Below are 13,960 nucleotides of genomic sequence, written 5' to 3'. Positions count from 1 at the left end.
GACAAAAGATGAAATTTCAATACATAGAAAAACCGGTAGGCAAAATCTTCTCAAGAAGAGATTTCCTAAAAGCTGGCGGAGTGATGACGGCTGTCGTTGCGATGACTGGATATGCCATCACAGACATCATCAAAAGACGCAAATCCTATATCGCAATGCGCCAAGAAGGCTTATATAAAGATGACAAGCGCTGTCAAAATTTAAAGCTTACAAGCTCTCATCAAAACCCAAGCTGTGCGAAATCCTACGAGGATCTAAAGACCGAACCGATGGGCGAGATAGCCGAAAAACTTCTGCATACTAATGCTTATTTCGATCGCAAAAATTTGATCTTACAAGGAGCTAACCATGCATGAAAAAAGAGTTTTAAAATTTCCTCTATCAGAAAAGGTCTTTCATAACGTAAACTTAATCACTTGGATAGCTCTTATCGTAACGGGTGTTTTGATCTACTTTCAACTTGTAGATGAGCCTACTTCAGAGCTTATGATGGATTGGCATATCGGTATAGGCATAGTATTTACGATAAATTTCTTCGGATTTGTATTCCTAAATTTCGATCGTTTTGCTTTGATGATGAGAAATTTACTCATCTGGGATCGCGATACTTTCGCTTGGTTTAAGAATTTCGGCGGATATCCAAGAAGACTGTTTGGTATCAAATTCGGTCCTGAAGAGGTAGCTCCTCAAGGCAGATTTAACGCCGGTCAAAAAGCCGCTTATCTTATATTTATGTTTATGATATTTGGACTTATAGTTTCAGGCTGGTTGCTTTATGCATATCCTGCTGCGATGGGTAAAATTTTCGTTAAATGGATGTTTTACTTCCATGTTTGGGGCTCGATACTAACAAGCTTGCTTGCGTTTTGCGTGCATATGCCCCTTGCTGTTATAAACGTAGAGGATCTAAAGGCTATGTTTAGGATAGGCGCAGGCGACGTGCCGCTTGATGATGCGCACCATCACGCCCCAAAATGGGTAGAAAACGATCTTATGGCGGTTGATGCTGCAAAACCCGCTCATTAAAGGCGATTTATGTCATGGACAGATGAACGATATGAAAAAATTTTAGATTGGGTTAGCAAACACGAATACGAAGACTTCATAAACGAAAATGAGATAGAAGAAATTCTATCTCAAACCAAAAACGCGAGCAAAGACGAAGTAAGAGCCGTTATAAAAAAGGCCAAAGAAAACGCCATAAAAGGCACTATGCTAACTCCTTACGAAACGGCGGTGCTTTTAAATAACTCGCATGATGAAATTTGGGATGAAATTTTTGAAGCCGCAACAGAGGTCAAAGAGGAAGTTTACGGCAACAGAATGGTGCTTTTCTCGCCTCTTTACATCTCAAGCCCATGCGTAAATAACTGCAAATACTGCGGATTTGCTGCTTCAAACACCGCTACAAAAAAGAAAATTTTAAAAGAAGAGGAGCTAAAAAACGAGATAGAAAGCCTGCTTGACATGGGGCAAAAGCGCCTGATAGCGGTTTACGGCGAGCATCCAAAGAGTGATTATAACTACATCGCAAAGACTGTAAGAGAAATTTACAGCGTTAGGAAAAACAACCTTAACATCCGCAGAGTAAACATAAACGCCGCTCCTCTTTTTGAAGACGAGTATAAGGTAGTTAAGGCTGAAGGCATAGGCACTTTTCAGGTATTTCAAGAGACCTATCACAGAGAAACTTACGCCAAATACCATCCGCAAAATACGTTAAAAGGCATTTACGACTGGCGCGTTTTTGCGCTTCATAGAGCTCTTAAAGCTGGGCTTGATGATGTGGCTATAGGCGCACTTTTGGGACTTTATGACTATAAATTTGAGATTTTAGGCTTGCTTTATCATGCCATGAGTTTAGAAAAATACTTCGGTATAGGTCCGCATACTATATCTTTCCCTCGTATCAAAAAGACCTCAGCCGGCGCAAACGACATGCCTTATGCGCTAAGTGATGATGAGTTTTTAAGAGCTATTGCGATCATTCGCCTAATGTGTCCGTTTACAGGCACTATCCTAACGGCTAGAGAAGAGCCGTCCGTAAGAGATGAGGCGATAAGAAAGTGCGGAATTTCTCAAATGGACGCAGGCACAAACATAGGCATAGGCGGGTATTCTAAGAAAAATATCAAAGACGAGCTTGACAATCAGCAATTTAAAATCGGAGATCACCGCTGTATCGACGAATTCGTGCTAAACGTGATGAAAAAAGACAAAATTCCAAGCTTTTGCACTTCCTGTTACCGCGAGGGTCGCACGGGTGATCACTTCATGCCTTATGCCAAAAACGCCAAGATCAAGTATCTTTGCTTGCCAAATGCAATCTTAACGCTTAAGGAGTATTTGCTAGACTACGGTTCAACCGAAGCAAGAGAGCTTGGCGAGAACGTGATCATTCCAAAGTATCTTAGCGAGCTTGAGGAAAATTTGCCTAGCGTTGCGCAAAAAGTTAGAAATTTGATAAGCGATATGGAAAAGGGCGCAAGAGATTGTCATCTATAAAATTTATAAACGAGCTTGAAGCAACCCATACCACTTCGCTTTACGGGCTTGAAAAGATCATCGCCGATGATGATAACTGCGAGTATCTTTTCGAGGCGGCAAATAGAGTTAGACAAAAATTTGTAAAACAAGAGGTGCATCTAAAAGCTCTTATAGAGATCTCAAATATCTGCGCCAAAGAGTGCTTTTACTGCGGTCTTAGAAGCAAAAACAAAAGTCTAAAACGCTACAAGATGAGCACAGATGAGGTAGTTTCTTGCGCTAAAGAAGCCGCCATAAGCGGATATAAAACTATCGTAATGCAATCAGGCGAAAGTGGCGCATTTAAAGATGATGAAATTTGCGAGATCATACGCGAGATAAAGAAATTTGGCGTTCATATCACGCTTAGCTTTGGCGAAAAGAGCTTTGAGCAGTATAAAGCCTACAAAGAAGCGGGTGCAGATAGATACCTGCTTCGCATAGAAACTACCAATCAAGCTCTTTATAAAGCCCTTCATCCCAACATGGGCCTAAAAAACCGTATAAAGTGCTTAGAGAATTTACGAAATTTAGGCTACGAGACGGGAAGCGGCTTGCTTGTGGGCTTGCCGGGAAGCAGCACTAAAATCCTAGCAAGAGATCTGATGTTTTTAAAGAAACACGACTTTGACATGATAGGCATAGGGCCTTTTATACCCTCTACAAACACGCCGCTTGAGCACTCAAAAGCAGGCGAGATAAAGCTTGCCCTAAAAGCAAACGCTCTAACAAGACTGCTATTGCCTAAGATAAATATACCTGCAACAACCGCTATCGAGACGCTTGATCCAAACGAAGGGCGTAAAATGGCTTTAAGAAGCGGTGCAAACGTCATCATGCCTTCAATCACGCAAGGCAGATATCACGATCTATACAGTCTCTATCCGAATAAATTTTGTCTAAAAGAAAGCGTGGCGGAAATTTACGATAGATTTGATGAAATGCTTACTTTAATAGGAGATAAAATTTCGCTTACAAACGGCAACAGCGTGCATTTTAACCAAAGGCAAGGGCTGTGAACACTCCAAAATCTATGCGCACGGCCATAGGGATTTTCGGCAGGCGAAACGTCGGCAAATCAAGCATCATGAACATGCTAAGCAATCAAAGCGCCTCTATAGTATCCGATGTTGCGGGAACTACGACTGACACGGTGCAAAAAAGTATCGAGATACACGGGCTTGGCGCCGCTACGCTATTTGATACGGCGGGCGTTGATGATGTGGGCGAACTTGGCAAGCAAAGAGTTTTAAAGACAAACGAGACGATAGAAAATATCGATATAGCCGTTTTGGTCGTGGAAAATAACAAATTTGGCAAATTTGAAAGTGAGCTTATTGCTAAATTTAAAAGCCTAAGCAAGCCTTTTTTAGTGCTTGTAAATAAGTGCGACCTCAAAGAGTCAAAGGACGAGTTTTTAAATTTGATAAAGCCATTTAAATTTGTCAAAACTTCTGCCAAAACGAGTCTGAATTTAGAGCTGATTTATGAAAATTTAGCCGAAATTTCAAAGCAAATTTCAAAAGATACTGACGATCTTTTTAGCGGAATTTTAAATCCTAATGACATTGTCTTACTTATAACGCCGATTGACGATGAAGCGCCTAAGGGCAGGCTCATACTGCCTCAAGTGCAAGCCATAAGGCAAATTTTAGACGGCAAAGCTTACGTTTGCGTCTCAAGTAGTGCAGACGTATCAAAAACCGCGCAGATGTTCAAGCCAAATTTGATAGTGTGCGACTCGCAGTGTGTCTTAGAAGTCGTAAAAACCGCTCCAAAAGAGGCGAAAATCACTACTTTTTCTATCCTGATGTCAAGGCTAAAGGGCGATTTGAGCGAATTTATAAAAGGCTCTGAGCGCGCTAAAAGCCTAAAAGATAACGATAAAATTTTAATAGCCGAAGCCTGCACTCACAACGCAAAAGACGGCGACATAGCAAGGGTTAAGATCCCAAAAATGCTTAGCAAATTTAGCGGCAAAAAGCTTGAATTTAGCTACACAAACGGCAAGGATTATCCTGCGAATTTAGACGAATTTGCACTCATTATCCACTGCGGAGGCTGCATGATAAACAAAACCATCATGAAAAACCGCATGCAAAAGGCCTCTCGCGCCATAGTGCCTATAACAAACTACGGCATCATCATCTCGCTTTGTCAGGGTGTGCTTGATAGAGTGACTGAAATTTTTCAAAACAATCTACAATCGGGAGCGATAGGGACGGATTTAACGAGGTATATTGCTACAACAAGCGAGCCTAAATACTAGCCAAACTTAGGCTAGGCGATGATTTAAAGATACCTATTGTCGCTAAAAAACAGCACAAGACAACGCTAAACGATATTGCAGACAAGTATTTTGATGGTAGAACAATAGCAGGCGAAACAATAAGCCTAAAAGAGCGCAGGAGCAAATTTAACAGACATCTAAGGGACACAATAGGCTATAAGCCTTTAATATCGATTAAAAAAGATGATGTTATAGGGCTACAAAAGGAGCTTATAAGCGCAGGATATGCAAACGCAACTATAGGCAATATATTACAGCTTGGCGCAACGATATTTTATTACGCTATTAAGCAGGGTTTCTTTAATTTTGCTAACCGGTTTATAAGCGTAGAACAAGTGGCGAAGCAAGACTATACGACAGCTCAACCGATAAGACTTTTTACGTAAGTATTAAAAACGAGCTGCCGCAGAGCATAGAAACAGCCGATAAAATAGCGCACAGATTACACGCTAGAGGGCTTACCGATGATAACCACCTGATATATCAAACTTAAAGCATTTACAGACGGCAGAACACTAAACCGCAAAGGGCTACAAGACCGCTTTAACTCAAAACAAGCATTAGACAATTTTATCAACACAAGCCGAAAGAAACGCACATAAATTTTAACTACAATTCGCTTTTAAAAATGTCGGAATTGAAAAAATAATCCTTTAAAAATACATCTATTAAAAGCCTATTAAACGGGCTTTAAACACTTACGCCAAAACCTAAACGAGATATAATTTATTCAGTGTAAGGATGAATAAAATTAAGCAAATTAAACTTACTTGAGAAGCTTTAATCCAGCTCGGACAATAGCAAGAAATCAAGCAGGCAGAAGCAAATCCGCACAACAGCAAGAAATCAAGCAAATTTAACCTAATCCGGCAGAGAGCAGGAAAGCAGGCAAACACAACACAATCAAGCAGATAGCAAGAAATCAAAGAAATTTAATACAATTCATAGTATATAAATTTTAATATTCAAAATATTTGTGTATCAAAAAAGAGCAAATTTTATACACAAGACAGCAAAGCAATCAAAAGAAAAATATATTTTTAGCTCAAAAGCATTTCAAACCTTAAATTAAGAAAACTAAAAATTTAACTTTTTTTGATTGAAACCTTAAGAAAAATTATAAAAATTTGGCATTTTTTGAAGTTGTGAAACGTGCTTTAAGTTTCACAAAGCTTAAACGGCTAAAAATGCTTGAAAAGTGAAAAGCACAAAGAGCGAAAAGAACGCAAAAACCCTAAAAAACGACATTTTGTAAAAAATTTGTATTGAAAAGTGCAATTTTCATAACTATTTTTGTTTTTTGGTGTATTCTTAAACTTTTTAATTAATATTTTGTAGAACTAAATAACAACGATTTATTATATCAATTTCTAAGCTTAAAAAATGTTTAATTATTATTTTTTATGCCAAATAGCTATAAGTAAGCTTTAAAAATAAAGGGCTTTTTTGCTACACTTACTTTTTACACTTTTGGCTTATTAAATGCCGTATTTTAGGGCTTTTTTATAAAATAGGTTAGATGAATTAGTCCGTATAGTATCTTATAAATGCCCTAAAATAGGCACTTTTAAGCACTTTGTTACACATAGCTTACACTTTTGATATTTTTCTAACCTTAAGAGGCTATCGGAAGCTCGTATTTTAGGGGATTTTAAAGGGGAAAAATGTTAAAAATGGTGCGGATGAAAGGACTTGAACCTTCACGCCGTGAGGCACCAGATCCTAAGTCTGGCGTGTCTGCCAATTTCACCACATCCGCACGTGTATAAAGAATGAAAGTTTATCTAAAAAATCTTAAACAAACCAAATGGTACGCCCAAGAGGATTCGAACCTCTGACCTACGGCTTAGAAGGCCGTTGCTCTATCCAGCTGAGCTATGAGCGCATAACAACAAAGTGGCGCGCCCGATAGGAGTCGAACCCATAACCTACAGATCCGAAGTCTGTCGCTCTATCCAATTGAGCTACGAGCGCCAAAGTGGGGTGAGTGATGGGAATTGAACCCACGACCCTCAGGACCACAATCTGATGCTCTAACCGACTGAGCTACACTCACCACATAGATGGTCGGGGTGAAAGGATTCGAACCTTCGGCCCCTTGGTCCCAAACCAAGTGCGCTAACCAGACTGCGCTACACCCCGAAGTATGTGTACCTACTTCATTGAAAAAGCGCATTTTAACCAAAATCTAGTTCAATGTCAATAAATTTTAGATTAAAATTTATTTTTTAGCAAGATATCTTTATTTAACACTTAAAAACGACCAAATTTAACTAGGCTAACAAAATTCACCAAATCAAATTCTAAACTTTACGAGCTCATCTTTCACGCTTTTTTCAACGCGAAAGCTGTCTCTTATCTTTGAGATCGTCTTGTTTTGCACAAATTTATCAAGCCTTTTACTCTCAAGTAAATTTAAAACAGGCTCTTTAAATTTGATAAAAATTTCAGCTAAAGCCCACGCCATAGCCATTTTCACATAGTATCTATCATCTTTTTCTTTTAAGCAGATTTCAAAAAAATTGCTAAGCTCAAATGCCTCTAAATTTCTCATATAATAAACATAGAAAAAGCGCTTTTCATACTCCAAATTTGAACTAAGACACTGCGAAAGAAGCAAATTTACAAATCTGCCATCTTTGAATTTTATCGCATCAAACTGATCACAGATCGCCCAATTTGGCATAGTTTTTACAAATTCGCTTGCAAGCGCGAATTTACTCTCATCATCTTTTATATCGATAATCAAAAACGCCTTGATAGCAAATTCTTCATGAAAAACAGGCTCAAAAAGACGAATTTCATCTAAGCTCACTTCTTGCGCGAGTTGCTTTGCTACCCGTTTAAGAGTAGGCGTTCTAACGCCTAAAATTTCAGGCTGAGTTATTAATTTTTGCGAAAAAATCCTAAATTTCTTCTCGCTATGAGCTTGTAAAATTTGAAGCAATTTTTCTTTAAGATTCATAACCTATCCTTTCTTGGCAGCTTTTTGAGCTTAAAATACATATACACCAAAAAGCATCCGGCTGTAAAATATACGTTGAAAAACATGCCGACCCAAATATCCACAAGCACTCCTTTTAGCACATAAACCACGAACGAAAATATGCAAATTTGAAGCACGATAAGCCGCATAGCATTTAGCACAAACGCCATGATAGGCTGCTTTATCGCTTGTAGTGCGCTGCCTGAGATGTTTATGATCGCATATCCCAAAAAGGCAAAGGAATTTATGAGCAGATAGCTTTGTCCAGCACTTATAACCTCCGGATTTGCGTCAAAAAGCGAGATGATATAAGTGCCGCAAAACACGTAAAAAGAGCAAGCAAAAAGGCAGAAATAAAGCAAAATTTTAAGCGCGCTTTTGTAGCACTCGATCACACGCCCATACTCTTTGGCGCCAAAATTTCGCGAGATGATACTAAGAACGGCTGCGGCTATGCCTACGGTAGGAAGTGCCACGATCTGCTCGATCCTAAGCGCGATACCGTATCCTGCGACTGCATTTGTGCCGTAGTGGCTTATAAATTTAAGCAAGATAAGCCCGCCAAAAGACATCGAAAGATAGTTTAGGCAAGCAGGCACAGCTTGTTTTAAAATTTTGGAGTAAATTCGCCAGTCAGGCAAAAACATAGTCAAATTTTTAAAATCAATCATGCCCGTATCGCGAACTTTTTTGGATAGATAAAGAGTACCTAAAAGCTGCACGCTAGCGGTTGCAAGCGCTATGCCGCCGACTCCAAGATCAAAGATGTAAAGATAGACGTAGCAAAAAAGAGCGTTTATAAAAAGACCTACAAAAAGCCAATTTCTAAGCGTTTTCGTATCGCCAAGTGCTACCAAAACGCCGTTTAACCCTTTAATCGCTAAGAAAAAAGGAGATGCTAGGAAAATCACCCTTATATACTCAAGCGCTTTACCTAAAAACTCATCGTTTGCGCCTAAAAAAATGAGTAATTTCGGAGTGATAATATAACCTAAAATTCCCATCGAGATAGCAAAAAGAAGTACAAAAGCAACGCCTTTTTGAGCGTAAATTTTAGCTAGAAATTCTCTTTTTTGCCCGAGTGAATTTCCAATGAGCGCAGTAAGCGCAGAGCCAAAGCCAAGCCCGATACCAACGACGCTAAGATAAAGCAAAAAGCTCATCGACATACCTGCAACCGCAGTGGTTGAGATGGTAGAGGCAAAGTAAGTGCCCGTGACGTTATAAAGGGTGTTAAACATCATAGCAAGCCCGGCCGGCGTAGCTAGAGTGATGATAAGCGGTCTAATGGGGTCTTTGATTAAGTTCATGGCTGAATTCTATCACAAATTTGGCTTTAAATTTGAGCGAGCGATAAATTTGGCGCTACCGCAAAAAGAAAGTAAAATTTGTGCTAAACTAGCTTAAATTTAAGAAACTCTTTTGACCGCAAAGCAGCCAAAAGAGTAAGATTATCAGTGATTTTCTATTTGGCGAGCTTTCTTTCTCGCGTAGATATTAAGAAGCTCAACAGATAGGGAAAAGCCCATCGCAAAGTAGATGTAAGCCTTAGGCACGTGCAAGCCAAGACCTTCGCCCACAAGCGCAAATCCGATAAGGATAAGGAAGGCAAGGGCAAGCATCTTGATCGTAGGGTTGTTGTCCACGAAATTTGATATCGCCTTGGAAGCAAACATCATCACGCCAACTGCGATCATAACCGCAAGTATCATGATCTCGATGTGATCGGCCATACCAACCGCTGTGATAACGCTATCAAGCGAAAATACGATGTCAAGGATGGCGATTTCGGTGATGATGATCCAAAATCCAGCCGCTTTAGGTGTCTTTTGCTCGTGATGCTCGCCGGTTACGTTTGAGTGGATCTCAAGAGTGGATTTTGCAATGAGGAAAAGCCCTCCTAAAATTAGCACCAAATCCCGCCCCGTAATCGTAAAATCAAACACGGTAAATAGCGGCTTTGTAAGCTTCATAATCCAAAATAGCGAAAGCAGCAGCAATATACGCGTAATCATCGCAAACGCAAGTCCCATTATGCGGGCTTTGTCTCGCTGATGAGGCGGAAGCTTGCCGACCAAAATCGCTATGAAAATGATGTTGTCAATTCCCAAGACTATCTCAAGTCCCGTAAGCGTAACGAGCGATAGCCACGCTTCAGGGGAGCTCATCCATTCAAACATATTTTTAAGTCCTTTGTATAAAATTTTAAAAACAAGATTATATAAAAATTTATAAAATTTCTAGCTTCATAAAGCAGAAATATCTTCTATCAAGCTATTAATATCACTCTCTTGGCTAGACCAGCTAGTGCAAACCCTGATAAAATTTCGCCCGTCAGTCATTTTATAAATAAACTGAAATACATACTTTTGGCTTAGTTTTTCAAGCCATTCATCACTAAGCGCGAAAAACTGCTGATTAGTTTGAGAATTTGACATAACCTCTACGCCCTTATCCTCAAAGGCTTTTCTAATTTTAAGCGCGTAAGAAACGGCATTTTTACAAATTTCAAAGTAAAGATTATCCGTAAATAGCGTATCAAACTGGATTCCAAGCATCCTACCTTTGGCCAAAAGCGCACCACGCTGCTTCATTATATACCTAAAATCTTTTTTAAGAGTGTTGTTTGTAATTACCACAGCTTCTCCAAAAAGAGTTCCGCACTTGGTGCCTCCGATATAAAAAATGTCGCAAAACTCAGCAATATCCGCTAAATTTAGATCACAAAATTCGCTCATTATCCCATATCCAAGCCTGGCGCCATCTATAAAAAGTGGTAAGTTTAAGCTTTTGCAAACACTACTAAGATCTTTAAGCTCTTGCTTTGAATAAAGCGTGCCAATCTCGGTAGGAAATGAGATATATACCATTCCAGGCTGAACCGTATGATGTCTTACAGGATCTTTTTGATGTAGTTCACAGCACTCTTTAACCTGCTCGGCCGTTATTTTTCCATCAATTGAAGGTAAAATCAAGACCTTATGTCCGCCAGCTTCTATGGCTCCAGCTTCATGGACGGCTATATGACCACTATCTGCAGAAATTACGCCCTGATGAGGACGTAAAATAGAGGCTATAACTATAGAGTTTGTCTGAGTGCCTCCAACCAAAAAATATACATCTGCATCAGGTTTTTTACAAGCGTCTTTGATCTTTTTTATTGCGCTTTCACAATATTTATCACTGCCATATCCTAGACATTGATCGTTATTTGTCGCAACTAAATTTTCGATAATTTTAGGATGAGCTCCACTTGCATAATCACATTGAAAATATGTCATTTACTCTCTTTAATATTTTTTTAAAAACCAGATTATACAATAAAAATCGGCATAGAATTTGCAGAATAAATATTACTATCAATCTGACTTATAAAAATAATTATCTATTAAGCAGTTTAAAGATACAATTTTAATTTTTAAAAGATAGATCTTAGAAGTGGTGACCCATACGAGACTCGAACTCGTGTTACCGCCGTGAAAGGGCGATGTCCTGACCGCTAGACGAATGGGCCACTAAATTAAGCGGAAGTGCAATTTTATCTAATAAATATTTAAAATTAGCTTAATAGAAAGTATTCAATGAATAAATTTTTAAAAATTACGAATATATTTTTTATAATATTTATACTCACAAGCTGTGCGGGCTTGCAAACAAAAAGAGTTTCAAACACGTTTGCTATAACAATTCTATCTCCGATTATAAAAATCAACGACGTAGGCTTTCTTCATAAAAGTTCAAATTCTCTAAATTTGCAAATCTACAGCTCAGGGGTAAATTTGGCAAATATAAAAATTTCTGATCGAATTTGCGTCAGTGCAGTTTGTTACGAAAAAAAAGAGTTTAATAAAATATTTTTTCTAAATGAGCACTATGATGAGTTTTTTAAAGAGATTTTAGAGAGAGAACCTATATATGATAGACAAAATTTAGTAACAAATGAGTGCGGGTTTAGTCAAAATCTAAGTAAATATTCAATACAATATGAAGTTTGCAATAATAATATTAGTTTTAACGATGCAAAAAATAGAATAAAAATAATAATAAAAGAGCTTGAATGAAATATATCGGTGCACATGTAAGTGCGAGTGGCGGAGTAGAGAATGCTCCGTTAAATGCGATGCAGATAGGCGCAAACGCCTTCGCGTTATTTGTCAAAAATCAACGTCAATGGAGTGCAAAGCCTTTGACAGATGAAAATATCTCTAAATTTAAAGAAAATCTAAAGTTATCTAAAATTTCACCAGATCATGTCTTGCCTCATAATAGTTATTTGATAAATTTAGGTCATTTTGATAGTGAAAAACGTAAAATTTCAATAGATGCGTTTTTAGACGAAATTTCAAGAGTAGAAGAACTTGGTCTAAAAATGATAAATTTTCACCCAGGTTCGCATCTAAAGGAAATTTCAACCGAGACCTGTTTAGACCACATAGCAAACTCGATAAATTTCATCCTTGAAAATAGTTCAAACGTAAAGCTTGTCATCGAAAATACGGCAGGACAAGGAAGCAATCTAGGTTTTAAATTCGAGCAAATCGCATATTTGATTAAAAAATGCGTAGATAAGAGTAGAATCGGTGTCTGCATTGATACCTGCCACACTTTTTCTGCAGGATATGATATAAAAGATAATTACGAAAATGTTATGAGCGAATTTGATCAAATAATAGGCATAAAATATCTAAGCGCAATGCATTTAAATGATACAAAATTTGGCCTGGCGTCTAAAAAAGATCGGCACGAAAGTCTTGGAAAAGGTTTTTTAGAGCTAAGAACATTTGAAAACATTATAAAAGACAAACGAACAGATGACATTCCGCTTATACTTGAGACTATTGACGAGAGTATCTGGGCGGATGAGATAAAAATTTTAAGAAATTTTATAAAATAGGAGAGCTGTATGAAAAAATATTTATTGGTTTCCTTGGTGGCTTGTAGCCTTTTAAACGGTGCCGGGTTTAAACTGCCTGAACAAAGTAGCGATAGTATAGCTCTTTTAAACTCAAATATCGCAACCAGTTTTGGTCCCGATGCAGCCTATTTTAACCCTGCAAATATGTTGTTTTTGGATGATCCTAGACATCAATTTGAAAGCTCTTTTTCATATTTGCAACTAGATAACGTCAAATACACTCATTATAATGGCAAAAAATACAAGTCAAGAAAATCAAAAGCCCTTCTTCCGACATTTCATTTTGTATCGCCTGAATATATTGCAGACTGGAAATTTGGTATATCGTTAGTTGTGCCTGCTGGAATGTCAATGAGATGGGATGATGAATTGCCTAAAGCTACATCAAAGAAGTTTGATCTAAAAGTAATGGAGCTAAATCCTAGCGTAGCTTACAGAATCACGGACAACTTGGCTATAGGTTTTGGTTTAAGAGCTGTGTATACAAAGGGAGAGGCTGCTCAAGATATTAAATCTCCGCTTAAAGCTGACCAAGATATTAAAGGCGATGGAGTAAATTTCGGATATAACGTAGCTTTGACATATAAACCTATCGAAAAATTAAGCCTAGTAGCCACATATCGCTCAAAGGTAGATATGAAACTAAAAGGAGATACTGATATAAAAGCACCGGCTCATCCATTAGGAGCGTTTCCAAACGGCTCTTATGGAGGCAAGGCTAAATTAAATGTTCCGCTTCCAGCATCTTTAAATTTAGCGCTATCATACGAAATAAAAGACACAACCCTTATGTTTGCTTATGAGAAAACTTACTGGTCAGCATGGAAAGAGCTAAATTTCGACTATCCCAATGCAGGCATATCCCAATACTCAAATCCGTTTTTTAAAGCCTTTGATGAGCCGAAAATCAGAAATTGGAAAAATACAAACGCCTATCGTTTCGGTATAGCCCACAATGCGACTTCAAAACTAAGAGTTATGGGCTCTATCATATTTGATGAGGCGGCTTCTTTAAGTAGCACAACTAGCTTTGACCTACCTGATACAAAGGCCGTTGTATACGGAACAGGCTTTAACTATAAATTTAGTGATGATTTAGAACTTAGTATGAGTTATTTTTACCAAGATAGAAAAAAACGCGACGTAAAATACTACAGCGGCAATCCTAACTATCCAAACGGAACCTTCGACAGGGGAAATGCTCAAGCTATAAATTTGAGTATAAAATATAAATTTTAAGGTA

The 13,960-nt window shown here is 38.2% G+C and carries 12 protein-coding genes and 6 tRNA genes; 8 read left to right on the top strand and 10 right to left on the bottom strand.

Annotation, left to right across the window (positions count from 1 at the left end; all coding sequences use genetic code 11):
* Positions 1–8 precede the first annotated feature (8 nt).
* Genes CDOMF_RS01045 through hydF form a run of 5 tightly spaced genes read left to right on the top strand, consistent with a single transcriptional unit; the run spans position 9 to position 4,795 of the window.
* A complete protein-coding gene (locus CDOMF_RS01045) occupies positions 9–356 on the top strand; it encodes an iron hydrogenase small subunit (protein ID WP_260952059.1) in 348 nt (115 codons plus the stop codon).
* Entirely contained in the window at positions 349–1,026 is a 678-nt protein-coding gene (locus CDOMF_RS01040) for a cytochrome b/b6 domain-containing protein (RefSeq protein ID WP_260952058.1), read from the top strand. The genes CDOMF_RS01045 and CDOMF_RS01040 overlap by 8 nt, the downstream gene beginning before the upstream one ends.
* 9 nt (positions 1,027–1,035) lie before the next feature.
* Positions 1,036–2,505, top strand: coding sequence for a [FeFe] hydrogenase H-cluster radical SAM maturase HydG (gene hydG / locus CDOMF_RS01035; protein WP_260952057.1), 1,470 nt, complete (start codon positions 1,036–1,038; stop codon positions 2,503–2,505).
* A complete protein-coding gene (hydE, locus tag CDOMF_RS01030; protein ID WP_260952056.1) occupies positions 2,493–3,545 on the top strand; it encodes a [FeFe] hydrogenase H-cluster radical SAM maturase HydE in 1,053 nt (350 codons plus the stop codon). The genes hydG and hydE overlap by 13 nt, the downstream gene beginning before the upstream one ends.
* Positions 3,542–4,795 carry a [FeFe] hydrogenase H-cluster maturation GTPase HydF gene (hydF, locus tag CDOMF_RS01025; protein WP_260952055.1) on the top strand — a complete coding sequence of 418 codons (1,254 nt, stop codon included), beginning with the start codon at positions 3,542–3,544 and terminating at the stop codon, positions 4,793–4,795. The genes hydE and hydF overlap by 4 nt, the downstream gene beginning before the upstream one ends.
* A 1,695-nt stretch (positions 4,796–6,490) precedes the next feature.
* On the opposite strand, the gene CDOMF_RS01020 is transcribed toward hydF, so the two are convergent.
* The 10 genes from CDOMF_RS01020 to CDOMF_RS00975 all read right to left on the bottom strand — a co-directional run bounded on the left by CDOMF_RS01020 (position 6,491) and on the right by CDOMF_RS00975 (position 11,316).
* A tRNA-Leu gene (locus CDOMF_RS01020) sits at positions 6,491–6,575 on the bottom strand.
* A gap of 49 nt (positions 6,576–6,624) precedes the next feature.
* A tRNA-Arg gene (locus CDOMF_RS01015) sits at positions 6,625–6,701 on the bottom strand.
* 12 nt (positions 6,702–6,713) lie between these two features.
* Positions 6,714–6,790: transfer RNA gene (locus CDOMF_RS01010), tRNA-Arg, on the bottom strand.
* Between the two features lie 5 nt (positions 6,791–6,795).
* Positions 6,796–6,872, bottom strand: a tRNA-His gene (locus CDOMF_RS01005).
* Between the two features lie 8 nt (positions 6,873–6,880).
* Positions 6,881–6,958 (bottom strand) — tRNA-Pro (locus CDOMF_RS01000).
* A gap of 154 nt (positions 6,959–7,112) precedes the next feature.
* Positions 7,113–7,781 carry a DNA alkylation repair protein gene (locus tag CDOMF_RS00995; protein ID WP_260952054.1) on the bottom strand — a complete coding sequence of 223 codons (669 nt, stop codon included), beginning with the start codon at positions 7,779–7,781 and terminating at the stop codon, positions 7,113–7,115.
* The gene (locus CDOMF_RS00990) at positions 7,778–9,112 is read right to left on the bottom strand and encodes an MATE family efflux transporter (protein ID WP_260952053.1); all 1,335 of its coding nucleotides are present in this window, start codon (positions 9,110–9,112) and stop codon (positions 7,778–7,780) included. The genes CDOMF_RS00995 and CDOMF_RS00990 overlap by 4 nt, the downstream gene beginning before the upstream one ends.
* Positions 9,113–9,256: 144 nt before the next feature.
* Positions 9,257–9,982 (bottom strand): TerC family protein, encoded by a 726-nt coding sequence (locus CDOMF_RS00985; protein ID WP_260952052.1) that lies wholly within the window; start codon positions 9,980–9,982, stop codon positions 9,257–9,259.
* A 66-nt stretch (positions 9,983–10,048) separates the two neighbouring features.
* Entirely contained in the window at positions 10,049–11,083 is a 1,035-nt protein-coding gene (locus CDOMF_RS00980) for a threonine aldolase family protein (RefSeq protein ID WP_260952051.1), read from the bottom strand.
* A 158-nt stretch (positions 11,084–11,241) separates the two neighbouring features.
* Positions 11,242–11,316, bottom strand: a tRNA-Glu gene (locus tag CDOMF_RS00975).
* A 133-nt stretch (positions 11,317–11,449) separates the two neighbouring features.
* On the opposite strand from CDOMF_RS00975, the gene CDOMF_RS00970 reads away from it, so the two are divergent.
* Genes CDOMF_RS00970 through CDOMF_RS00960 form a run of 3 tightly spaced genes read left to right on the top strand, consistent with a single transcriptional unit; the run spans position 11,450 to position 13,956 of the window.
* A complete protein-coding gene (locus CDOMF_RS00970) occupies positions 11,450–11,863 on the top strand; it encodes a hypothetical protein (protein ID WP_260952050.1) in 414 nt (137 codons plus the stop codon).
* A complete protein-coding gene (gene nfo, locus CDOMF_RS00965) occupies positions 11,860–12,696 on the top strand; it encodes a deoxyribonuclease IV (RefSeq protein WP_260952049.1) in 837 nt (278 codons plus the stop codon). The genes CDOMF_RS00970 and nfo overlap by 4 nt, the downstream gene beginning before the upstream one ends.
* A 9-nt stretch (positions 12,697–12,705) precedes the next feature.
* Entirely contained in the window at positions 12,706–13,956 is a 1,251-nt protein-coding gene (locus tag CDOMF_RS00960; RefSeq protein ID WP_260952048.1) for an OmpP1/FadL family transporter, read from the top strand.
* Positions 13,957–13,960 lie beyond the last annotated feature (4 nt).

It is taken from the genome of Campylobacter sp. RM16187 (genome assembly GCF_025319965.1).
GTDB lineage: Bacteria > Campylobacterota > Campylobacteria > Campylobacterales > Campylobacteraceae > Campylobacter_A.
The sequence above is the reverse complement of the archived record's forward strand: the minus strand, read 5'-3'. Positions and strand labels throughout refer to the sequence as shown.